This window comes from Xanthomonas sp. LF06-19 (assembly GCF_034105425.1).
In the GTDB taxonomy this organism is placed as follows: Bacteria; Pseudomonadota; Gammaproteobacteria; order Xanthomonadales; family Xanthomonadaceae; genus Xanthomonas_A; species Xanthomonas_A sontii.
Genome location: NZ_JAXGGH010000001.1, coordinates 40,142 through 62,342 on the forward strand (window position 1 = coordinate 40,142; position 22,201 = coordinate 62,342).

Genomic DNA, 22,201 nt, shown 5'->3' on the forward strand with positions numbered 1-22,201 from the left:
GCCTTCGGCAAACGCCGCCACCAGCACGATCTCGCACGCACACGCACACGCACACGCACAGTGCGAGCGTGATCGCCACATGGCCTATCCGCAACGCTGCGCTCGATCCAGTGCATGCCGCTGCAGCGCGACACTCACGCGCGGCGATGTCTGTCCGCGATGCCGATACTGAGACCTGGCGCGCGCTTCGCTGGACGAAATCGAAGACAAACGCACCTGCGACGCGCACGCGCGCATCACCGGGCTAGTTTGCTTCGGCCCCTGTCACGGGGCGCCCACTTTCGACGGAGAGAGACTGCATGAAACACGCATCCCGGATCTCGGCAGCGATCGGCTTCAGCCTGGCCGGCATCATCTCGGCGGCCACGGCGCAATCGCAACTCACGCGCACGCCCGCGCCGCTGCAGGTCGAACTGACGCCGGTCGCCGACGCCGACGGCCAGCAGCGCGGCCAGATGGCGGTGACCGTGCGCAACACCGGCACGCAGGTCGCACGCGTGCCCAAGTGGGAACTGCCGCTGGGCGATCTCGACAACGCCCTGTTCCAGGTCCAGCGCGACGGCAAGCCGGTGGATTACGTCGGGCGCCTGGTCAAGCGCGCCGCGCCGCGCGCCGAGGACATGGTGGTGCTGCAGCCGGGCGAAGCGAAGCAGGCGCAGATCGACCTGAGCCGCGCCTACGACCTGACCCGCAGCGGCACCTACAGCATCCGCCTCGACGCGCCGCTGCAGGGCGCCGCGCTCGCCGATGGCGCGCGCATGCTGCGCGCCGACGGCCAACCGCAGACCCTGTCCAGCGCGCCGCTGACGGTATGGCTGGACGGCGGCCGCGGCCGCGCCGTGCGCAACGACCTGATGGTCGGCCCGCAGGCGGTGGTCAACGGCGTCAACTACGCCTCGTGCAGCACCAGCCAGATCAGCACCATCGGCAGCGCGGTGAACGCGGCACGCACCTACTCGCAGAACGCCAAGACCTACCTCAACGGCGGCAGCACCGGCGCGCGCTACACCACCTGGTTCGGCGCCTACAACGCCAGCCGCTACAGCACCGCCACCTCCAACTTCGTCAACATCGATTCGGCGATCGACCAGAACAACGGACAGATCACCATCAACTGCGGCTGCAGCGACAGTTCCTACGCCTACGTCTATGCGAATCAGCCGTACCAGATCTACGTCTGCAATGCGTTCTGGAGCGCGCCGCTGACCGGCACCGACTCCAAGGCCGGCACCCTGATCCACGAAATGAGCCACTTCAGCGTGGTCGCCGGCACCCAGGACACCGCGTACGGCCAGAGCGCGGCCAAGAGCCTGGCCAAGAGCGATCCGGCGCGCGCGGTGAAGAACGCCGACAGCCACGAGTACTTCGCCGAGAACAATCCGTCGCAGAACTGAGTCCGGCACGCCGGTGATCGCCCGGGCGCCGACCTGCCGTCGGCGCCCGGTGCGCGTGCGGCCCATGCCGCATGCTCAGTCGCTAGGCCACCAACCCCTCCAGCCTGGGCAATGCCGCACTGCCGGGAAACACCTGGGTGTCCAGCGCGCGCTCGGACACGCCCAGATGCGCAGCGAGCACGTGCCGGAACAGACTGCGCAGGTCGCTGGTGGCGCGCAGATCGCGGCCCTCGTTCAAGGCCCGCGGCGACAGCCCCGGCCAGTCGCCGGCGATGCGCCCGCCGCGCACCGCGCCGCCGGCCAGGAAGGCCACGCCGCCGGTGCCATGGTCGGTGCCGCCGGTGCCGTTCACCGCGGCGGTGCGGCCGAACTCGGTCACCACCGCGACCACGCTGCGCGACCAGCAGGCCTGCGCGCCATCGTGGAACGCGCGCAGCCCCGCATCCAGTTCGCCCAGCTTGCGCTGCAGCACCGCGGCCTGGTTGCCGTGGGTATCCCAGCCCGCATCCTCGACGAAACCGATCCGCGGCCCGTCGGGCTTGGTCATGAAGCTGGCCGCGGCGCGCATCGCCTGCGGCAGTTGCCCGCCCTTGACGCTGTCCACCTGCATACCCTGCTCGCGCAGCGCCCGCGCGAAATCGCCGGCCAGCTGCGGATCGGCGGCATACAGCGGCTGCAGGCGCTGCAGCAGGATCGGGTTGACCGCGCTCGGCAGCGGCGGCGACCAACTGCTGACCGCACCCGGGCCGCGCATGATCAGCGGCGTCACCGCGCTCACCGACACCGCCTCGGCGCCGTGCAGGGCCAGCGCGCAGCGGTTGAGCCAGCCGCTGGACGGGCCGCTGGGCCGCGCGGTGCCGTTCTCCAGGCAATCCTGCGCCTCGAAGTGCGAGCGCTCACGGTACGGCGGCGCCACCGCCACCACCGGCAGCCATTGCTGGCGCGCGTACAGTTCGTGCGCGAACGCCAGCGCCGGATGCAGCGCGAAGCTGCCGTCCAGGGCCAGGGTCTGCTGCGGCGCCAGCGCGCCGCGCAGGCGCGCGTAATCGGGGTCGGCGGACGGCACCAGCGCGTGCAGCCCGTCCAGCGCACCGCGCAGCAGCACCACCAGCAGGCGCGTGTCGGCGCCCGGCGCGGCCAGGCCGCTGCCGGACCACAGGCTCAACACGGTGGCCGCTCCGCTGGCGGCGAGGAAACGGCGGCGCGTCAGTTGCATCGGAACGTCTCCCATCGCGAAGTGGAACGCGCGCCGCTCAGACGCGCCATTGGAAGGCCGGACTGGCCAGCAACACCGCCACGCCTTCGCGCGGCGCCTCGGCGCGCCGCACGGCGGTCAGCGTGTCCGCGTCCGGACCGTCGCCGAACGCGGTCGCGGCCATGCCCAGCGGATCGCCCGGGACCAGCCCGGCCAGCGCCTCGGCGGCCTGCACGCGCTTCCACAGCGCGTCGGCGCCGCCCCATTCCGCCGCCACGTCGGCATAGCCGGCCGGCGAGCGCGGGGTGAACGGCGGCTGCCCCATCCGTGCCAGCAGGGTCAGCACCGTCTTCTGCTGCGGCGGCGCCTCGGGCCAAGCGCCGCCGGCGCGCAGCGCCGACACCACGAAATCCTGCGGCGGCTTGAACTTGCGCGCCTGCGCGTCCCACGCTTCGGGGCTGTCGATCAGCACGCGGTAGACGTGGCGCAGGTCGCTATCGTTGCGCCGCCACGCGTCGGCCATGCGCTGCACCAATGCCGGTGGCGGATCGTCGCGGACGAAGTGCCTAGCCAGCTTGAACGCCACGTGCTGCGCGGTGGCCGGGTGCCGCGCCAGCGCCGTCAGGATCGCCTCGCCCTGCGCCAGGCCGTCCTCGGCATAGCGCCGGCCCAGCACCAGGCGGCTGCCGGCGGCATGCGCCGGCGCGCGGAACACGAAGGCGCGCTCGGGCATGCCCTGCTCGACATCGCGTGGCGCCGGCACGCCCCAGCCGGTGATCGCACGCGCCAGTTCGGTGACGTCGGCCTGGGTATAGCCGCCGTCCACGCCCAGCGTGTGCAGTTCCAGGATCTCGCGGGCCAGGTTCTCGTTGAGCCCCAGCCGGCGCGCCGGGCGTTCGGGATCCAGGCGCAGGGCCCGGCGTTGCGCGCGTTGCGCCAGCAGCGAGTCGGGGCCGACCGAATTGGCGTTGTCCAGGTAGCGCAGCATCGCCGGGTGCCGCTCCACCGCCAGCAGCAGATCGGCGAAGCGGCCCATGCAGTGCGGGCGGATCGCCTCGCGCTCCATCGGCGCCGCGTACAGCGCGGCCGCACGCTTGTCGACCGAGACCGCGAAATGATTGGACCAGAACTGCACCAGGCGCTCGGCGAAGCCAGCCGGGCTGGAAACCGCGACCCGGTAGCGTGCCGCCAGTTCCTGCGCCTGTGCCTGCCGGTACAGCCCGCGCGCGGCCTGCTGCGCCTGCTGAGCGGCCTGCTGTGGATCGCCGGCCGCCTGCTGCCGCGCCTGGCGGCGCTCGCGCTGGTAGTCGGCCTCGCGGCGCAGGTAGGCCAGGCTGTCGGGCAGGCCCTGCAACGCCGGCGCCAGCGGCGGCGACTGCAGTTGCGCGGCGAGCCAGTCGCGCGGCTCGCCCATGGCGGCCAGTTCCCCGGGACGGGCACCCAGGCCGAAGCGGTTGGCGGCGCTCAGGCTCTCGCGGCGGATCATGCAGCGCTCCGGTGGTGGCGACAGCCTTGCAAACGCACCGCTCGGGCCGCGGTTGACCGGCCGGCGGCGGCGTTACGCTCGGCCGCCCTGCGGTCTCCCGCCGGAGCGCCGCGCGGGCACAAAAAAGCCCGGCGCAGCGGCCGGGCCTTCGGGGACGCAGCGCAGGTGCGCTTACTTGATCAGGCGCAGCGCGAACGGATAGCGGTAGGCGACGCCTTCGTTGGCCTTGATGCCGGCCAGGATGCAGAACACCAGGTTCACCACCCACACCACCGGCGCGAGCAAGCCGCCGATGATGATCACGCTGAGCACCATGCAGATCACGTAGGCGATGGCGATGGTGATCTGGAAATTCAGCGCTTCCTTGGCCTGGTCGTTGAGGAAGGACTTGGCCGGGTTGTCCTTGTTCACCAGCCAGATGATCAACGGCACGATGAACCCGAGGAGGATCCCGGACAGATGGGTGATCAGCGCGACCGTGCGGTCTTCCTGGGGACCTGCCGAGGCCGGCGGCGGCGGCGGGGCGGTGACGTTGTCGAATTCGCTCATCGGTATTCCGTTCCTTTGGTGGTGAGGGGACAAGACGTTTGGCGCGTCACTCTCGGTGGCTGGCGCAGCGCTGTCAAGCCAAGCTGGCAAGGCGGGAAGACGCCTCGACGGGCTCAAGGATCGCCCGCTCGGCAACCGCGGCGCTGATCCGACGCCCCATACGGCAGCGGATCGCGCTAGCGGCGACCGAGCATGGCCTTGGCCGCCGCGTATAGGCTGACGCCCATCGCCACAAGCAGCATCAGGACCAGCAGCCACCCGAACACCAGCACGGCACCGAAGATCAGCACGCTCGGCGCCAGCAAGACCGCACTCAGCAGGGACAGGCCGAGGCCCATCCGCATGGCCTGGCGCGCGTGTTCGGCGACGAACGGCTGCCTGCCCCGCATCGCCCACCATTGCGCGCCCGGCAACAGCCACAGCAACAGCAGCCACCACAGCGCGTCGCCCAGGTGCACATTGCAGGCGGCGAACAAGCCGATCCACATCGACAGATGCGCAAATGCCGCCAGCGCGCGCTCCCACGCGGGCGCGGAGCCGTCGGCGATCGTGTTCTCGGTGTCGCTTGCCTGCATGCCTGTGCGTCCTTGCGCGCTGCCTGCGTCGCGGCGCTCAGTCGTTGCCGGCCACCGTCATCCTGCCGACCAGCACCGCGCCGATATGCACATGCGAGCGCACATCGATGTCGGCGCCGACCGCCTCGATGTCCTGGAACATCTGCCGCAGGTTGCCGGCGATGGTGATTTCGTCCACCGGATAGGCGATTTCGCCGTTCTCGATCCAGAACCCGCCGGCGCCGCGCGAGTAGTCGCCGGTGACCGGGTTGACGCCGTTGCCCATCAGGTCGGTGACCAGCAGGCCGCGCGGCAGGCCCTTGAGGATGGCCTGCAGGTCCACCGCGTTGGCCGCCACCTGCAGGTTGTGCACCCCGCCGGCATTGGCGGTGGTCTGCAGGCCCAGCTTGCGCGCCGAATAGCTGCCCAGCACGTAGCGCTGCAGCACGCCGTCGCGCACCAGCGGCGCCTCGCGGGTGGCCACGCCCTCGCCGTCGAAGGCGGCCGAGCGCAGGCCGCGGCGCAGGTGCGGCCGTTCGTCGATCGCGAACCACTCCGGGAACAGGCGGGTGCCGGCGCTGTCGAGCAGGAAACTGGCGCGGCGGTACAGCGCGCCGCCGGACACCGCGCCGAGCAGATGCCCGATCAACGAGCGCGCCATTTCCGGCGCGAACAGCACCGGCACCTCGCCGGTCGGCAGCGAGCGCGGCTGCAGCCGCGCCACGGTGCGCTCGGCGGCACGGCGGCCGATCGCCGAGGCGCGTTCCAGGTCCTCGCGTGCCAGCGCGCTGCTGTACCAGCCGTCGCGCTGCATGCCGTCGCCCTGCCCGGCGATCAGCGTGCAGGCGATCGAATGGTGGGTGCTGCGCTCGCAGCCGACGAAGCCGTGCGAATTGGCATAGACCGACAGGCTCTCGCTGCTGCCGGCCGAGGCGCCGTCGGAATTGCTGATCCGCGCATCGGCGTCGCGGCCGGCGGCCTCGCAGGCCAGCGCCAGGTCGATCGCCTCCTCGGCCTGCAGCGGCCACGGATGCCAACGGTCGTAATCCGGCTGCTCGCGCGCCATCAGTGCCGCCTCGGCCAGGCCGGCGGCCACATCGTCCTCGGTGTAGCGGGCGATGGCGCAGGCCTGGGCCACGGTGGCCTCCAGGCTGGACTCGTGCAGGTCGGCGGTGCTGGCGCTGCCCTTGCGCTGGCCGAAGTAGACGGTGACGCCGATGCCGCGGTCGCGGGTGGATTCCACGGTCTCCACCGCGCCCAGGCGCACGTTGACGTCCAGCCCGCGGTCTTCGCTGCAGCTGACCTCGGCCTGGCTGGCGCCGAGCGCGCGGGCGCGCGCCAGCAGCCGTTCGGCGATGTCGGACAGGCGCTCCAGGCGCTGCTGGCTGTCGTCGCGGTGCAAATCGGGGGTGATCGCGTTCAATGCTTTATCCTTGTTGTGCGAATCCCTTCGCCCCTGCCCGGCCGTCCTGGCCGGATGTGTTGATTTGATTTCCAGCCCGATCGAGTAGTACGAGCATGCGCGGACGCGACGAAGACACCGGTGAATTCCGCGGCGAAAGCCGCAGCCAGCAACGCCGCGAGGCGCTGGAAGTGCTGAGCCTGGGCGAGAAGCTGGTGGCGCTGACCCCGGCGCAGCTGGCCAAGCTGCCGGTGCCCGAATCGCTGCTGCCGCACATCGCCGAGACCAAGCGCATCACCTCGCACATCGCGCACAAGCGGCAGCTGGCGTTCCTGGCCAAGCAGATGCGGCGCGAGGACGAGGCCGTGCTGGAAGCGATCCGCGAGGCGATGGACGTCAACAGCGACAGCGCGCGCCGCGAAGTGGCGGCCATGCACCGGGTCGAGGACTGGCGCGAACGGCTGCTCGCCGAAGGCGACACCGCGCTGGCCGAACTGCTGGCCGAGCATCCCGACGCCGACCGCCAGCGGCTGCGCCAGCTGGTCCGCAACGCCAAGGACGAGCGGCTGAAGAACAAGCCGCCGCACGCTTACCGCGAGTTGTTCCGGGAGCTGCGCGAGCTGATCCTGGGGGGTGCGTCGGGAATGGGGAATGGAGAATCGGGAATCGAAGAGGCGGACGACGACGCGGCGTTCGACCACACGCGCGACTGAGGCGCGGCGCCGCCGGCCGCCACGCGCGGCCGCCGCCACACTCCCAGCCCAGCGAGCGCGGCGCGCGATGAACCTACCCGCCAGGCCGGCAACGCCGCAGCACACCGCGGCTGTGGCTTTGCCGATTCCCGTTTCCCGATTCCCGATTCCCTGCCTACCCACTCCCGGCTCCTAGGCCGTCCCGCCCACGGTCAGCCCGTCGATCAGCAGCGACGGCTGGCCCACGCCCACCGGCACGCTCTGCCCGTCCTTGCCGCAGACGCCGACGCCTTCATCCAGCGCCAGGTCGTGGCCGATCATGCGCACCTTCTGCATGGTCTCCGGGCCGTTGCCGATCAGGGTGGCGCCCTTCACCGGCGCGGTGACCTTGCCGTCCTCGATCAGGTAGGCCTCGGTGGCCGAGAACACGTACTTGCCGCTGGTGATGTCGACCTGGCCGCCACCGAAGTTGACCGCGTACAGGCCCTTCTTCACCGAGCGGATCATCTCCTCGGGATCGTGCTGGCCGGCGCGCATGTAGGTGTTGGTCATGCGCGGCATCGGCAGGTGCGCGAACGATTCGCGGCGGCCGTTGCCGGTCGGCGCCACGCCCATCAGCCGCGCGTTGAGCGTGTCCTGCATGTAGCCGACCAGCACGCCGTCCTCGATCAGGGTGGTGCAGTTGGTCGCGGTGCCCTCGTCGTCGACGTTGAGCGAACCGCGGCGGCCGTCCAGGGTGCCGTCGTCGACGATGGTGACGCCGGGCGAAGCCACGCGCTGGCCGATGCGGCCGGCGTAGACGCTGGTGCCCTTGCGGTTGAAGTCGCCTTCCAGGCCATGACCGACCGCCTCGTGCAGCAGCACGCCGGGCCAGCCCGGGCCCAGCACCACCTGCATCACCCCGGCCGGCGCCGGCACCGCCTCCAGGTTCACCAGCGCCTGGCGCAAGGCCTCGCGGGCGAAGGCTTCCGGGCGGCCGTCGGCGAACAGCGTGGCGTAGTCGTAGCGGCCGCCGCCGCCGGCATAGCCGGATTCGCGGCGGCCCTGCTGTTCGACGATCACCTGTACGTTCAGCCGCACCAGCGGGCGCACGTCGGCGGCGAGCACGCCGTCACTGCGCGCCACCAACACCGTGTCCACGCCGCCGGACAGGCTCACCATCACCTGCTGCACGCGCGGGTCGGCGGCGCGCAGGTATTGGTCGAGCCGCCGCAGCAGCTCGACCTTGTGCGCGTTGTCCATCGCGTCCACCGGGTCCAGCGCCGGGTACAGCGCGCGGCCGCCACCGCGCTGCAGCGCGTGCGCCGGCTGCGCGCCGCCGTCGCGGGAGATGGCCCGCGCCGACTGCGCGGCGGCCAGCAGCGCGTCGCGGTGGATGTCGTCGGAATAGGCGAAGCCGGTCTTCTCGCCGGAGATCGCGCGCACCCCCACGCCCTGCTCGATGGAGTGGGCGCCATCCTTGACGATGCCGTCCTCCACGCTCCAGCTCTCGCGCCGCGAATGCTGGAAATACAGGTCGCCGAAATCGATGCCGGGGCCGAGCAGCGTGCCGAAGGCGCGCTCCAGGCTGGTGGCATCCAGGCCGGCGGGAAGCAACAGGCGGGTTTCGGCAAGACTCAGGGCGTGATCGTTCATGGGCTCAACATGGGGGAGGAAGGCGCGCAGCGCAAGCGGCGGGCGGCACAGTCTGAACACAGCAGGCGCGCGGGAAGCGCGGCGGTCTCCAGGCAATGCACCGCATCCCATGCACGCGCGGGGCGCCGCGCCACTGCCATCCTTGCGACCGGCATCGCGCGCAACCGCCGCCGTCCCCACTCCCGGCTTTCAACAGCCGCAGGCTGGTCATCCCCAATCCCGGCTTTTCAGGGCTTCCCGGACGCAGCCGGCGGCGTCGCGGCAGGCGCCGCCGGCGGGCGCCCCGACTCGCGCTCGATCACGTCCACCTTGGGATCCTTCCACGGCCCGGTGACCCGGTAGGTGCGCGCGCCGATGTTGCCCAGCGGCTTGCCCAGCACCGCGTTGGCGGCGGCGCCGACTGCCGCGCCGACCGGCCCGCCGGCCACCGCGCCGACCACGGTCAGCAGGTTGCCGGACTTGGGATTGACGTCGATGGTCTGGTCGAACTGCTGGGCGCGCAGGTCGGCCTCGCCGCGCACCTTGATCTCCGCGGCCGGGCCATCGATGACCAGGTTGTCGCTGCGCGCCAGGCCGTCGCCGAAACGGATCTGGCCGTCGATGCGGTTGAAGGCGAAGCCCTTGGAGAAGAAGTCGCGGAAATCGAACATCAGCCGCCGCGGCAGTTGCGCCACGCTGAGCAGGCCGAGCACGCGTCCGGCGCCCGGGTTCAGTTCCAGCAACTGCCCATTGCGCGCGGCCACGTCGAGCTGCCCCTGCACCGTGGCCAGTTGCAGGCCGGACGGCGTGCCCGGCCAGGCGGCGCTGAGCGTCAGCTGGCCTTCGCCGCCGCGCACCTGCCCGCCGAAGTCCAGGTTCTGCATCAGTTCGCCCAGGTCGCGGCTGTCGACGTTGGCGTTGAGCTGGGTCCGGGCGGTGGCGCCCTTGCCGCGCCAGTCGCCGCTGATGTCGATCTTCTGCTTGTCCGAGCGCAGGTGCAGTTGGTCCACCTGCATGCCGTCGGCGAGCTTGCGCGTGCGCAGCGAGGCCGCGCCGAGGGTCATCGCGCCGAAGCGCAGGTCGTCCACGTCCAGCGCCAGCGCCGGGATCGTGGCCGGGTCCAGGCTGTCGGCGAACGGGCCAGCCGGGACCGGGCCGGCGCTGCCGGCGACCCCGCTGTCGGCGGGCGTGGCGACCACCGCCGTCGGCGTGCCGTTCGCCACCGGCAAGGTGGCCGTGGCCGAGCGCCAGTGCACCCGCGCCAGGCGTCCGCCGAGCACGCCGCCGTCCTTGGTCGGCACGCTGAGGTCGCCGGCCAGGGCCGGGCCGTCCAGGTGCACGTCGATGCTGTCGGCCTGCGGCAGCAGGCGCAGGCGGGTGTTGTCGAACACGCCGCCCAGCAACAGCAGATGGTCGGCCAGGATCTCGATGCGCCGCAGCGGCATCGGGTCTTCGCCGCCGTTGGCCGCGGCGGCGTTCGGATCGGGGCGGCTGACCACGCCGATCCAGTCGATGGCGTTCAGCGCCGCGGTGCGCCCGCTGACTACCAGGCCGCTGGCCGGCGGTTCGTCGGCGACGTGGTCGCTGCCCATCACCACGCGCACGCCGGTCTTGCCGCCCTGGCTGCGCGCCGCCAGCGCCATCAGCTTGCCGAAGGCCACCTCGATGCGACCGCTGCCGACCGGCAGCGGCACGTTGACCGAGGTCGCCAGCGGCGTGGCCGGCGCCTTGTCCATCGGCGCCGGCATCAGCAGCTGGGTGCCGACCAGGTCCGAGCGCAGTTGCAGCCGGGTCGGCGGCTGCGCGCCGCCGTCGGGCGTCTTGGGCAGGCCGACGCCGATGTTCCAGCGAGAGCGGCCCTGCACGTACGGCTTGAGCCAGGCCATTTCCGGCACCCGGTCGAGCAGTTCGTTCGCGTCCAGCGACGCGCTCAGCGCAGCCTCGAAGGCCTGTTGCGGATCCTGCACGCCGTCGCCGGCGCGCAGCGCCAGTTCGCCCTGATGGCCCTGGTAGGCCACGCTCAGCTTCTGCGCGGCGAATCCGGTATCGCTGTAGTTGGCGCTGCCGCGCATGTCGTCGAAGGCCAGGTCCCAGCGCTTGTCGGCGATATGCGCGCCGAGCAGGTCGACCGTGCCGCGCAGGTGGTGGGTGCCGATGTCGGCGCGCAGCGGCTGCAGCAGGTCGAAGGTGACATCGGCCGGCCCCGACGCGCTGAGCGCATCCAGGGTGTCGCCGTAATGGGCATGCAGCGGACTCTGCCGCAGCATCGCCAGCAGCTTGCCGGTCTCGGCGCGGGTGCTGGCCAGCACGCTGAGCTGGCCTTCCTTGTAGTCGGGCAGCGCCGCCGACAGCTGCTCCACCGGCACACCGCCCATGCTGCCGCGGCCGTGCACCTCGAAGCCATTGCCGATGAAGGCGACACTGGCGTCCACGTTTTCCACCGCCGGCCAGTCGTGCTGGAAGCGCACCTTGGCGTCCTCCAGCCGCGCGGTCGCCTCGAAGCGGCCGTTGTGGTCGGCGAACGGCCAGTCGTCCAGGTCGCCGGAGACCAGCGCATGGCCGTCGCGCAGGCGCCCGCCCTGCAGCGCGGCGTCGAGCCAGTCGGTGGCGGCCTTGCTCATCTTGGAATGGACCCAGAACTTCTTCGCCGCCACCACCGGCGCGTCCTGCAGGTCGGCGGCCAGGTCGATCCACGGCCGCGAGCCGTCGTCCTGGAAGCGCAGCCCGCCGCGCACGTCGGCGCCGTAGTCGCTGCCCTGCACGCGCAGCCCCGGGGTCGCCACGCGCAGGCCGTCGCCATCGCGGAAGGCGACGATGCGCCCGGCCAACTGGACTTGGTGGACCACGCCGAAGCCGCTGGGCCAGTCGACGCGGACCGGGCTGCCGGCCTCCAGCGCCAGTTCGCCGGCCTGCGCATCGCCGTCGAAGCGGCCGCGCAGCCCGCTCACCCCAGGCGCACCGCCCGCCGGCGCGAACGCCAGGTCCGCCAGCCGCCCCTGGCCGTACAGCGGACCGCCGGGAACCCCGCTCACCGCCACCTGGGTCAGTTGCAGACGCGGCTTCGCCACCGCCAACCAACTGCGCAGACTGGGTGAAAGCCGATCGCTGAGTCCGGCCACCGCGATCAGCGGCGCCAGGTCGAGCCGATCGCCGTACAGAGCGAAACGGCGACCGCCGGCCACGGTCAGCCCGTCCAGGCGCTGCAGCGGCTGTCCGGCCTGGCCGAACTGCAGTTGCGGCGCATCCAGCCGCCAGCCGCCGTCGATCTGGCGCCAGCGCGCCTTCGCGCGGAAGGTGGTGAAGGCGAGCTGCGGCCGGGTGCGCCCGTCGGCCAGCGGCGCGCCGCGCAGGCGCAGCGCGCGCAGCGTGGCGTCCACGGTCACCCCGGCGACCCGGCGCTGCTGCAGGTCCAGCCAGGCCTGGACGTCGCCGACCCCGCCCTGCAGTTCGATGCCGGCCGCATGCAGCAGGCCGGCCCAGCCCGCCAGTTCCGCCGGGCGCACCGCCAGGTAGGCCTGGCCGTCGCCACTGCGACGGTCCAGGTCCAGCACCGCGGTCAGCGGCGCCTGTTGCAGATCGCTCCAGCCGTGCACGCCCACCTGCAGGCGCTCGCCGTTCACGCGCATCCGCAGGTCGATCTTCGGCACCTGCGCTTCCAGGCCCAGCGACGGGGCGTGTACACGCAGGCGTCCATCGATGACCTGCAACTCGCCCAGCCCTTCCAGCGCATCCAGCGGATCGCCGCCCTGCCCCGAGGTCGGCAGGCCCTGCACGCTCCAGTTGCCGTCGTCGGCGCGCAGCAGGGTCAGCGCCAGGCCGCGCAGGCGCAGTTCGGTGAACGAGCGCCCGGGCAGCAATCCCGCGTACATCGACACCAGCACCTCGGCCTGGCCGATGCGCACGCCGTCGCCGGCGCCGATGCGCAGTCCGTCCAGGCGCAACAGCGGGCCACGCCGAGTCCAGGCCGTCTCCAGCCGGTCGAAGCGGATCGGCCGCCCGGCGCGCTCGCTCAGCCACGCCGCCACCTGCTGCGGATGCCGCTCCACGAACGGCAGCGCCTGGCTCAGCGCGCCCACCGCCAGGGCCACGCACACCAGCCCGATCGCCACCGCGTAGAACGCGAAACGGCGAGCCAGGCGCAGGCGGCGGCGCAGCGGGGTGTGCATCAGGGGCGGTGAATGGGGAATCGGGAATGGGGAATCGCAACAGCAGAGCGCGAACTGCTCATTGCCGTGTGAAATTCGGCCGAGGAATCCAGGGATGCGTCAGCGCAAACAGCGCGCTCTTCCCCCATTCCCCATTCCCGATTCCCCACTCCCGGCCTCACAACAACACCACGTCGAACTGCTCCTGCAGGTATTGTTCGTCGGCCTGGAAGCGGATGGTCTTGCCGAGGAATTCCTCCAGCTCGGCCACCGCCGCCGATTCCTCGTCGGTGATGCGCGCCACCACCTTGGTCGAGGCGATCACCAGCAGCCGCGCCGCGTCGAACTGGCGCACCGCGCGGGTGATCTCGCGGAAGATCTCGTAGGTCACGGTCTCGGCGGTCTTGATCGAGCCGCGCCCGCTGCATTCCGGGCACGGTTCGGACAGCTGCCGCTCCAGGCTCTCCACGGTGCGCTTGCGGGTCATCTCCACCAGGCCCAGCGGCGAGAACTCGTACACCGTGGTCTTGGCGTGGTCGCGCGAAAGCGCCTTCTCCAGCGTGCGCAGCACCTGGCGGCGGTGCTCGGCATCGTCCATGTCGATGAAGTCGATGATGATGATGCCGCCGAGGTTGCGCAGGCGCAGTTGCCGCGCCACCGCCTGCGCCGCCTCCAGGTTGGTGCGGAACACCGTCTCCTCGAGATTGCGCTGGCCCAGGAACGAGCCGGTGTTGACGTCGATGGTGGTCATCGCCTCGGTCTGGTCGATGACCAGGTAGCCGCCGGACTTCAGCGGCACCTGCTTGTCCAGCGCGCGGGCGATCTCGTCCTCGACCCCGTACAGGTCGAAGATCGGACGGTCGCCGGTGTACAGCTCCAGGCGCTCGGCCAGCACCGGCATGTACTTGGCGACGAAGGCCTGCAGCCGTTCGAAGGTCTCGTGCGAATCGACCTTGACCTTCTCCACGTCCTTGCGGATCAGGTCGCGCACCGCGCGCAGCGGCAGGCTCAGGTCCTCGTAGATGATGCTGGCCGGGGCGCCGTCGCGGCCGCGCCGCTCGACCACGTTCCAGACCCGCGACAGGTAGGCGATGTCCTCGGCCAGTGCCTCGGCCGGCTGGCCCTCGGCATTGGTGCGGATGATGTAGCCGAAGCCGCCGTGGCTGGCGGCCAGGTCTGCGACCAGGGTCTTCAGGCGCTGCCGTTCGGCCTCGTCCTCGATCCGCGCCGACACCCCGATCACCCGCGACTGCGGCAGCAGCACCAAATAGCGCGAGGGAATGCTGATCTGCGTGGTCAGCCGCGCGCCCTTGCTGCCGATCGGATCCTTGACCACCTGCACCACGATGTCCTGGCCGTCGCGCAACAACTCCACGATCGGCACCGCGGCCGAGACCGGCAATGGCGTCGCCTCCTCGGTGTCGCCATTGCCGACCGGCGCCGGCCGCACCACGTCGTTGGCGTGCAGGAACGCCGCGCGCTCCAGCCCGACCTCGACGAAGGCCGCCTGCATGCCGGGCATCACCCGCTGCACGCGGCCCTTGTAGATGTTGCCGACCACGCCGCGGCGCCAGCCGCGCTCGATGTGCAGCTCCTGCAGCATGCCGTTCTCGATGACGGCCACCCGGGTCTCGCGTGGTGTGACGTTGACCAGGATCTCTTGCGACATCACAGCACTCCGAAGGTGCGCAGCAGGTGGTGGGTCTGGTGCAGGGGCAGGCCCATCACCCCGGAATAACTGCCGTCGAGACGGCTGACGAAACGCTCGGCGCCGCCCTGGATCGCATACGCGCCGGCCCGCCCCATCGGCTCGCCGCTGGCCACGTAGTCGGCGATGTCGCGCGCGGACAACGCGGCGAAGGTCACCGCCGTGGGCACCAGCACCAACTCTTCGCGGCCGGCGGCGACCAGCGCCACCGCGGTCATCGCCTGGTGGGTGCGCCCGGACAGGGCCGCCAGCATCGCCGCCGCATCCTCGGCGTCGGCCGGCTTGCCGAACACGCGATCGTCCAGCACCACCTCGGTGTCGGCGCCGAGCACCACCGCGTCGGCGGCGTCGGCCAGTTGCGCCAAGCCGGCGCGGGCCTTGTCCAGCGCCACCCGGCGCACATAGGCCTGCGCCGACTCGTCGGCCGCGCGCACTTCCGGCACCTCGAGGTCGAGGATCCGGAACGGCACGCCGAGGCGGGTCAGCAGTTCGTTTCTGCGAGGGGAACGGGACGCGAGATGCAGCATGGCCGAAGGATAACCCGACCGGACTGACTGAACGATCGCTAATTGCGGGACGATCGCTTCGACCCCGGCGAAGATCACGACGCGTTCATCGTCGCGGCAACACCCTCGCCCAATCTTCACAAGGAGAACATCGATGCGCGCATTGTCCGTCCGCCCGCTGCTGCTGGCCCTGTCCCTCGCCCTAGGAGGCACGATGACCGCCCACGCCCAATCCGCCGCGCCCGGCTACGCCGTGCCCGCCGACGGCACCCTGCTCAACATCGCCGCGCAGGCCGAGGCCAAGCGCGCGCCCGACGTCGCCGCCATCTCCGCCGGCGTGGTCACCCAGGCCACCGACAGCGCCGCGGCGATGCGCCAGAACGCCGAGCAGATGACCAAGGTACTGGCCGCGATCCGCGCCGCCGGCATCGCCGACAAGGACGTGCAGACCAGCGGGGTCAGCCTCAACCCGCAGTACAAGTACGCCGAGAACCAGGCGCCGCAGATCATCGGCTACCAGGCCAACAACTCGGTGAACCTCAAGGTGCGCGACATCGCCAAGCTCGGCAAGGTGCTCGACGCGCTGGCCGCGCAGGGCGCCAACCAGATCAACGGCCCCACCTTCGAGATCGACGACCCGGAACCGCTGTACGACCAGGCGCGGGTCGATGCGCTGAAGAAGGCGCAGGCACGCGCGCAGACCTACGCCAAGGCGCTGGGCCTGCACGTGCGGCGCATCGTCAGCATCTCCGAAGGCAGCAGCGGCGGCGTGCGCCCGCCGATGCCGATGATGCGCGCGATGGCGATGAAGGCGGAGATGGACAGCACCCCGGTCGCGCCGGGCGAGAGCAGCGTCTCGGTCAACCTGGATGTGGTGTTCGAACTGGGCAAGTAAGCCCGGTCCGCCCCCTCCTTCGCGACGGCGCCTGCGGGCGCCGTCGTCGTTTCCAGTCCGCCGCAGCGCCCCTCGCCAATACGGCACCCTGCCTCGATCGCCGCCGCCTCTTGCCAAAGTGCCCGCGACCGGCGCACTGTCGAAACGCGGACGGGCGCGATGACCCCATCCGTCGCCCCCGTGCGTTTTCCGGTACCGCAGTCCACGACACTCCTATCGCAGAGGTGGATCCATGGTTCGCACGCAACTCCCCGCCCCGTCCTTCCGCATCGACCTGTCCCGGGTCCTGGCCTACAGCACCGCGATCGCCCTGCACGTGCTGGCCGCCCTGTTGCTGCTGCTTCCGCTCTCGCACGTGACCGCGCCACCGGAACCGGCGCAGGTGCAGCCGCCCTGGCAGCAACCGGTGCTGGTCAAGGTCACGCCACCGCCGCCGACCATTCCCACCGTCGAGAAACAGGTGCCGACGCAGCCGCGCACGCCGACCGCAGTCCCGGTGCCGACCCCGACGCCGGCGCCGCTGTTCGACAGCAGCCCGGTAGCGCTGGACACCGCGCCCAATGTCGACCCCACGCCCAGCATCGCCGCACCGAGCCTGCCGCCCGCAAGCGCGAGCGCGCCGGTGGACGGCATGCAGTTGCAGTACCTGCGCGCGCCGGCCCCGCCGTATCCGCGCGACGCGCTACGCGATCGCCTGCAGGGCAGCGTGCTGCTGCGGGTGCTGGTCGGCACCGACGGGCAACCGCTGCAGGTCAGCATCGAGAAGAGCAGCGGCCACCGGGTGCTGGACCAGGCCGCCCGCGACCAGTTGCTCAAGCGCTGGGCGTTCAAGCCGGCGCTGCAGAACGGCACGCCGGTGCAGGCGTACGGACTAGTACCGGTCGATTTTTCGCTCGACCGCTAAATCACCCCGGCGCGGCCGGCCGGCATTCGCCGGCCGGCCGTGTTAATCTAAAATTCACGATTTATTCACGATAGATACACCTAGATGAGAGACAGCCGGCCACCAAGACGTCGGCGCTTTCGTCAGAAAGTCACAACCTGCGTTTCCAGTTAGGAGAGAAACTGTGAACATCCCGACCCAACGGCGTGCAACCCGCCGTACGCTGCTGTGTGCCTCCGTCGCCGGCGTTCTCGCCACCCTCGCAGGGCCTGCCGCCTTCGCCCAGGAAGCGGCCACCAATCTCGACCGCATCACGGTCACCGGCTCCAACATCCCGCGCACCGACACCGAAACCCCGTCGCCGGTGCAGGTGGTGACCCGCCAGGAGATCGACCGCACCGGCAAGACCTCGCTGGCCGAGTACCTGCAGACCCTGACCGCCGACGGCGCCGGCTCGATCCCGAAGACCTTCGGCAACGGCTTCGCCGGCGGCGGCGCCGGCATCTCGCTGCGCGGCCTGGGCGCCGGCTCCACGCTGGTGCTGTTGAATGGCCGGCGCATGGCCACCTACGGCCTGGCCGACGACGGCCAGAAGGTCTTCACCGACCTGAGCACCATCCCACTGGACGCGGTCGAGCGGGTCGAAGTGCTCAAGGACGGCGCCTCGGCGATCTACGGCTCCGACGCCATCGCCGGCGTGGTCAACATCATCCTGCGCAGCGACTTCCAGGGCGCGATCCTGCGCGGCTCCTACGGTCTCTCCGGCGACGGCGACGGCGATGCGCGCAAGGCCACCCTGACCGCCGGTACCGGCGACCTCGCCAGCGACGGCTGGAACGCGTTCTTCAGCCTGGACGTGGGCAAGACCGACGCGATCAAGATCAGCGACCGCAAGGACCGCAAGTGGATCGGCACCGGCGACATCCGCCGCTGGGGCTATGCGGCACAGGATGCGCAGTTCCTCGGCGGCGCCTATCTCAGCGGCGGCACTGCCGGCGGCACGGGTCCCAATGGCTCGGTGTTCAACACCGCCGGCCGCTTGGTGGCACTGCCCGGCTGCGCCGGTCTGACCACCATCCCCGGCCAGAGCGACGCCACCGCGCAGGCGCAGGGCTGCCTGTGGGATCCGGCACAGCAGTTCCGCGATCTGACCCCCGAGGAGAAGTACGTCAACGTGTTCGGCCGCGCCAGCTTCGCCTTCGGCGAGGGCGGCGAGATCTACACCGAGATCGGCTACTCGAAGAAGAACACCGTGTTCTCCAATACCCCTTCCGGGGTATCCGGCGGCTGGGGCTACCCGGGCGGTCCGGTCAACGCCAACAGCGGCGCAGGCGCCACCGTGCTCTACGCCGGCCATCCCGACAATCCCCTGCCCTACGCCGCGCGCCTGCGCTACAGCGCCTGGGACGTGGGCCCGCGCGTCACCGACAACACCAACGAGTTCAACCGCTTCCTGGTGGGCGTCAAGGGCAACTGGGGCGACTGGAGCTACGACACCGGCTACCTGCACTCGGGTACCAACCTGGTCAACAAGCGCACCGGCTTCCTGCGCTACAGCGCCGTGCGCTGCGTGCTCGGCAACCCGGCCTGCCCGGCCGGCACCTGGCGGATCGGCGACAACGCCAACCTGAACTCGCAGGCGCTCTACGACTACATCTCGCCGACCATCAGCGCACGTGCCAAGTCCGAACTGGACATGTTCGACTTCACCGTCTCGCGCAGCCTGATGGACCTCAAGGGCGGGCCGCTGGGCCTGGCGCTGGGCGCGGAATGGCGCAAGACCAGCAACAGCCTGACCCCGCAGACCTACACCGACATCGGCGACATCATCGGCCTTGGCTACTCTGCCTACGACGGCACCCAGAACGTCTATGCCGCGCACGTCGAGTTGTCGGCGCCGGTGCTGGAGCAACTGGAACTGTCGGCGGCACTGCGCTACGACAAGTACGACGGCGGCGACGGCAAGGCCACGCCGAAGCTGGGCGTGAAGTGGACGCCGGCCAACTGGATCGCGCTGCGCGCCAGCTATGCCGAAGGCTTCCGTGCGCCGAACCCGGCCGAGAACGGCGACGGCGGCCTGGCCGCGTTCTCCAACGCCCGCGATCCGGTGCGCTGCGCGATCGATCCGGCCAACGAGTGCACCGCGCGCTCGGTGGCGATCATCACCCGTCCGAACCCGGCGCTGAAGCCCGAGGAGTCCAAGAGCTATTCGGTGGGCTTCGTGCTGCAGCCGACCTCGACGACCTCGCTGACCGTGGACGGCTGGGAGATCAAGCGCACCAACGAGATCGCCCAGGGCAGTACCGCCGATGCGATCGCCGCCGGCAACGTCTTGCGCGACAGCAACAACATCGGCGGCGTCGCCAACAGCGGCACCATCCTGGCGGTCAACACCGGCTACGTGAACGCGAACTCCTCGCGCGTGCGCGGCATCGACACCGACATCCGCCAGACCTTCGAGATCGGTCCCGGCCAGTTGGAGCTGGACGCGCAGTGGAGCCACCTGCTCAAGTTCGAGCGCACCGAAGGCGACACCACCGTCGACTACGTGGGCACGCACGGCAACTGCGACGTGACCAACTGCATCGGCACGCCGCAGGACCGCATCAACTTCGGCACCACCTGGAAGCAGGGCAGCTGGAGCGTGAGCGGCGTGGTGAACTACATCGACAGCATCGAGAACAAGGATCGCCGCGGCGGCGACTACCAGGCGTTCTACGCCGACGGTACGCCGGTCAAGAAGATCGCCTCGTTCACCACCTTCGATCTGTCGGGCCGCTGGAACATCACCGAGGCGTTCGAACTGAACGCGTCGGTGCAGAACGTGTTCGACCGGATCGCCCCGCTGGATCCGACCACCTACGGTGCGGTCAACTACAACCCGCTGCACTTCAGCGGTGCGATCGGCCGCTACTTCACGGTGGGTGCGAAGTACACGTTCAATTGATCGCGAACGTCGCAAGGCCGTAACGAAAAGCCCGGGCGAAAGCCCGGGCTTTTTTTGTTGCCTGAGCGGTGCGCCAGCATCGGCATCACGCACGCATTGCCGCCACGCGCACGCGATCCGCGATCCGCGATCCGCGATCCGCGATCCGCGATCAGGCGATCAGGCGCGATGGTAAGGATGATTGGCCAGCATCGCCGCCGCACGGTACAACTGCTCGGCCACCACCAGCCGCACCAGCATGTGCGGCAGGGTCAGCGGCCCCAGCGACCAGGATTCGCTGGCCACCGCCAGCACCTCCGGCGAATGGCCCTCGGGGCCGCCGATCAGGAACGCCAGATCGCGTCCCTGTCCACGCCAGTGCTCCATGCGCTGCGCCAGTTGCTCGGAACTGTGTTGCTTGCCGGGCACGTCCAGCGCCACCACCAGTGCATTCTTCGGCAGCGCCGCCAGGACCCGGCGGCCTTCGTCCTCGATCGCGCGCTGCGCATCGCGGCCCTTGCCGCGCAGGCCGGGTTCGATCTCGACCAGATCCAGCGGCAACCAGTGCGAGAGCCGCTTGCGGTACTCGGCGAAGCCTTGCGCCACCCAGGCCGGGGCGCGCTCGCCGGTGGCGATGAGGCGCGCCTTCATCGCTGCGCGCGGCAGGCGCGCTTCACCAACGCTCGCCCAGCAGCAGGGCGTCGTACATCGCGTCGTCCAGTTCCTGCTCGGCCAGCCGGGCACGCTCCCGCTTCAACCATTGTTTCAGCGTGTCGGCCTGCCGCGCCGCAGCGCGATCGTCGGCACAGGAGCGGATCTCCTCCTGCACCTGCCGCTTGATCTGCGCCAACAGCGCATCCAGGCGCTGCGGCTGCGGCGCGCGCTCGTCTTGAAGACCGTAACGCCCCATGAAGTCATCGACCAGTCCGGCCAATGTCTGCTCGACCTGCCGCAGTTGCGCGGCGAACAGGTCGTTGTAGTCACGGATGCGCTCCTCGGCCATCGCCGCGATGCCGGCCTGATCCAACTGGCCGATTTCCAGTTGCAGTTCCAGCAGTGCCAGCAGGTCGTCGTTTTGATACGCCTGGTTGAGCCGCTGCATCAAGGCGGTCTTGCGCTCGCGCTGCTGCGGATCGGGCTCGCGGTCCGGATGCAATGCGGCGACCAGGTTGCGGTACAGCGCGCGACGCGTCTGTTGCGGATCGGCGGCGACCTGCGCGGCCTTGCCTGCACCGGCACGGCGGCGCTTGTCGCGCTGCTGGGCGCGCCCGGCCGCATGCGCCTGCTGTGCGTGCAGCCGCTCCTGGATCTGCGCATACAGCGCTTCGGGGGAGTGGATATGCGCCATTTCCTCTTCGGTCAGGCCGAATTCCTCACCGATGACCGACGTCAGCAATGCCTCGGATTCGGCCAGATCCTGGTCGAATCCAAGGGGGCTATGCCGGTCGTAGATGTCCTTCAGGCCATCGTTGTCGCCGTCCCGGATCAACAGCGCAGCCAACTCGCAAATGAGCTCGGACAGATCGGCGCGATCGCGCTTGCTCAACTTGAAGGTGGCATGCGCTGCGTCCAGTTCCCGCAACAACTGTACCTGCGCCGCATCGCGCTCCTGCAGCAAGGGATCGACCTGCTCGTGGAAACGCTGCTCCCAGCGCGGCAGCGCGTCCTGCCACGCATGCAACTGCGCACGGGCGCGCTCCAGACGCTTGACCAGGGAGTCGAAGCGCTTGCGTGCCGGCGTCGCGGGTGTCGATTCGGTCGCGCCGACACGCTTGCTGACCGGCAACGCCTCGCTGCCGACGCTGCGCGCGGGATTGCGCCGCTTAGGCATCGCGTGCCGAGTCGTCGTCGCCCGGCGGCTGGTCGCCGACCGTCCACAGCCGCTCCAGCGCATAGAACTCGCGCACCCGCGGCAGCATCACGTGCACCACCACGTCGCCGAGATCGACCAGTACCCACTCGGCCTCGCGCTCGCCTTCCACGCCCAGCGGCATGACATCCAGGCGCTTGGCGTACTTGATGACTTCGTCGGCGATCGACTTGACGTGGCGGGTGGAGGTGCCCGAAACGATGACCAGGTAGTCGGTGACGCTGGACTTGCCGCGCACGTCGATTTCCGCCACGTCCTTGGCCTTGAGTTCCTCGACTGCCTCGCGGACGTGGGCGAGCAGGACCGGCAGCGGCGGCGGCGGATTGGGGACTTGGGTCTTGATGACGTGGGCTTGACTGGACAAAGCGGCGAACTCGATGGA

General features: G+C 70.4%; 17 protein-coding genes. 5 read left to right on the forward strand and 12 right to left on the reverse strand.

Annotated elements, in window-relative coordinates:
• Positions 1-299: 299 nt before the first annotated feature.
• Positions 300-1,394 (forward strand): M35 family metallo-endopeptidase, encoded by a 1,095-nt coding sequence (locus SLW55_RS00170; RefSeq protein WP_320744274.1) that lies wholly within the window; start codon positions 300-302, stop codon positions 1,392-1,394.
• A gap of 82 nt (positions 1,395-1,476) precedes the next feature.
• Here the strand turns inward: SLW55_RS00170 and SLW55_RS00175 are convergent, their stop codons facing one another.
• From SLW55_RS00175 to pmbA, 5 genes are all read right to left on the reverse strand, one after another.
• Complete coding sequence (locus SLW55_RS00175) at positions 1,477-2,610, reverse strand: DUF1501 domain-containing protein (RefSeq protein WP_320744275.1); 1,134 nt, start codon at positions 2,608-2,610, stop codon at positions 1,477-1,479.
• Between the two features lie 37 nt (positions 2,611-2,647).
• On the reverse strand, positions 2,648-4,075 hold the full coding sequence (locus SLW55_RS00180) for a DUF1800 domain-containing protein (protein WP_320744276.1): 1,428 nt from the start codon (positions 4,073-4,075) through the stop codon (positions 2,648-2,650).
• Between the two features lie 171 nt (positions 4,076-4,246).
• The gene (locus SLW55_RS00185; protein ID WP_153751340.1) at positions 4,247-4,624 is read right to left on the reverse strand and encodes a DUF4870 domain-containing protein; all 378 of its coding nucleotides are present in this window, start codon (positions 4,622-4,624) and stop codon (positions 4,247-4,249) included.
• A 176-nt stretch (positions 4,625-4,800) separates the two neighbouring features.
• Complete coding sequence (locus SLW55_RS00190) at positions 4,801-5,199, reverse strand: DUF4870 domain-containing protein (protein ID WP_267093766.1); 399 nt, start codon at positions 5,197-5,199, stop codon at positions 4,801-4,803.
• 37 nt (positions 5,200-5,236) lie between these two features.
• Entirely contained in the window at positions 5,237-6,601 is a 1,365-nt protein-coding gene (gene pmbA / locus SLW55_RS00195; protein WP_150409897.1) for a metalloprotease PmbA, read from the reverse strand.
• A 95-nt stretch (positions 6,602-6,696) separates the two neighbouring features.
• Between pmbA and yjgA the strand changes: the two genes are divergently transcribed.
• Positions 6,697-7,293, forward strand: coding sequence for a ribosome biogenesis factor YjgA (gene yjgA / locus SLW55_RS00200; protein ID WP_267121150.1), 597 nt, complete (start codon positions 6,697-6,699; stop codon positions 7,291-7,293).
• A gap of 171 nt (positions 7,294-7,464) precedes the next feature.
• Here yjgA and tldD read toward each other — a convergent pair whose 3' ends face one another.
• From tldD to SLW55_RS00220, 4 genes are all read right to left on the reverse strand, one after another.
• The gene (gene tldD / locus SLW55_RS00205; RefSeq protein WP_017914545.1) at positions 7,465-8,907 is read right to left on the reverse strand and encodes a metalloprotease TldD; all 1,443 of its coding nucleotides are present in this window, start codon (positions 8,905-8,907) and stop codon (positions 7,465-7,467) included.
• Positions 8,908-9,134: 227 nt separating this feature from the next.
• Positions 9,135-13,052 (reverse strand): YhdP family protein, encoded by a 3,918-nt coding sequence (locus tag SLW55_RS00210; protein WP_320744277.1) that lies wholly within the window; start codon positions 13,050-13,052, stop codon positions 9,135-9,137.
• Between the two features lie 157 nt (positions 13,053-13,209).
• Positions 13,210-14,700 (reverse strand): ribonuclease G, encoded by a 1,491-nt coding sequence (gene rng, locus SLW55_RS00215; RefSeq protein WP_010340444.1) that lies wholly within the window; start codon positions 14,698-14,700, stop codon positions 13,210-13,212.
• Positions 14,700-15,266, reverse strand: a complete 567-nt coding sequence (locus SLW55_RS00220) for a Maf family nucleotide pyrophosphatase (protein ID WP_267093763.1) — start codon at positions 15,264-15,266, stop codon at positions 14,700-14,702. The genes rng and SLW55_RS00220 overlap by 1 nt, the downstream gene beginning before the upstream one ends.
• Positions 15,267-15,399: 133 nt before the next feature.
• Here SLW55_RS00220 and SLW55_RS00225 point away from each other — a divergent pair, with 133 nt between their 5' ends.
• The 3 genes from SLW55_RS00225 to SLW55_RS00235 all read left to right on the forward strand — a co-directional run bounded on the left by SLW55_RS00225 (position 15,400) and on the right by SLW55_RS00235 (position 19,970).
• Positions 15,400-16,140, forward strand: coding sequence for an SIMPL domain-containing protein (locus SLW55_RS00225; protein ID WP_017907288.1), 741 nt, complete (start codon positions 15,400-15,402; stop codon positions 16,138-16,140).
• Positions 16,141-16,372: 232 nt separating this feature from the next.
• Positions 16,373-17,044: a TonB family protein gene (locus tag SLW55_RS00230; RefSeq protein WP_320744278.1), complete on the forward strand. Its 672-nt coding sequence runs from the start codon at positions 16,373-16,375 to the stop codon at positions 17,042-17,044.
• Positions 17,045-17,207: 163 nt separating this feature from the next.
• Positions 17,208-19,970 (forward strand): TonB-dependent receptor, encoded by a 2,763-nt coding sequence (locus SLW55_RS00235; RefSeq protein WP_152182826.1) that lies wholly within the window; start codon positions 17,208-17,210, stop codon positions 19,968-19,970.
• A 159-nt stretch (positions 19,971-20,129) separates the two neighbouring features.
• Here SLW55_RS00235 and rlmH read toward each other — a convergent pair whose 3' ends face one another.
• The 3 genes from rlmH to rsfS are packed head-to-tail and all read right to left on the reverse strand — an operon-like array spanning position 20,130 to position 22,183.
• The gene (rlmH, locus tag SLW55_RS00240; RefSeq protein WP_010340439.1) at positions 20,130-20,600 is read right to left on the reverse strand and encodes a 23S rRNA (pseudouridine(1915)-N(3))-methyltransferase RlmH; all 471 of its coding nucleotides are present in this window, start codon (positions 20,598-20,600) and stop codon (positions 20,130-20,132) included.
• A 22-nt stretch (positions 20,601-20,622) separates the two neighbouring features.
• A complete protein-coding gene (locus SLW55_RS00245; protein ID WP_043090274.1) occupies positions 20,623-21,780 on the reverse strand; it encodes a J domain-containing protein in 1,158 nt (385 codons plus the stop codon).
• On the reverse strand, positions 21,773-22,183 hold the full coding sequence (rsfS, locus tag SLW55_RS00250; RefSeq protein WP_043092642.1) for a ribosome silencing factor: 411 nt from the start codon (positions 22,181-22,183) through the stop codon (positions 21,773-21,775). Before rsfS ends, SLW55_RS00245 begins: the two co-directional genes overlap by 8 nt.
• Positions 22,184-22,201: the final 18 nt, after the last annotated feature.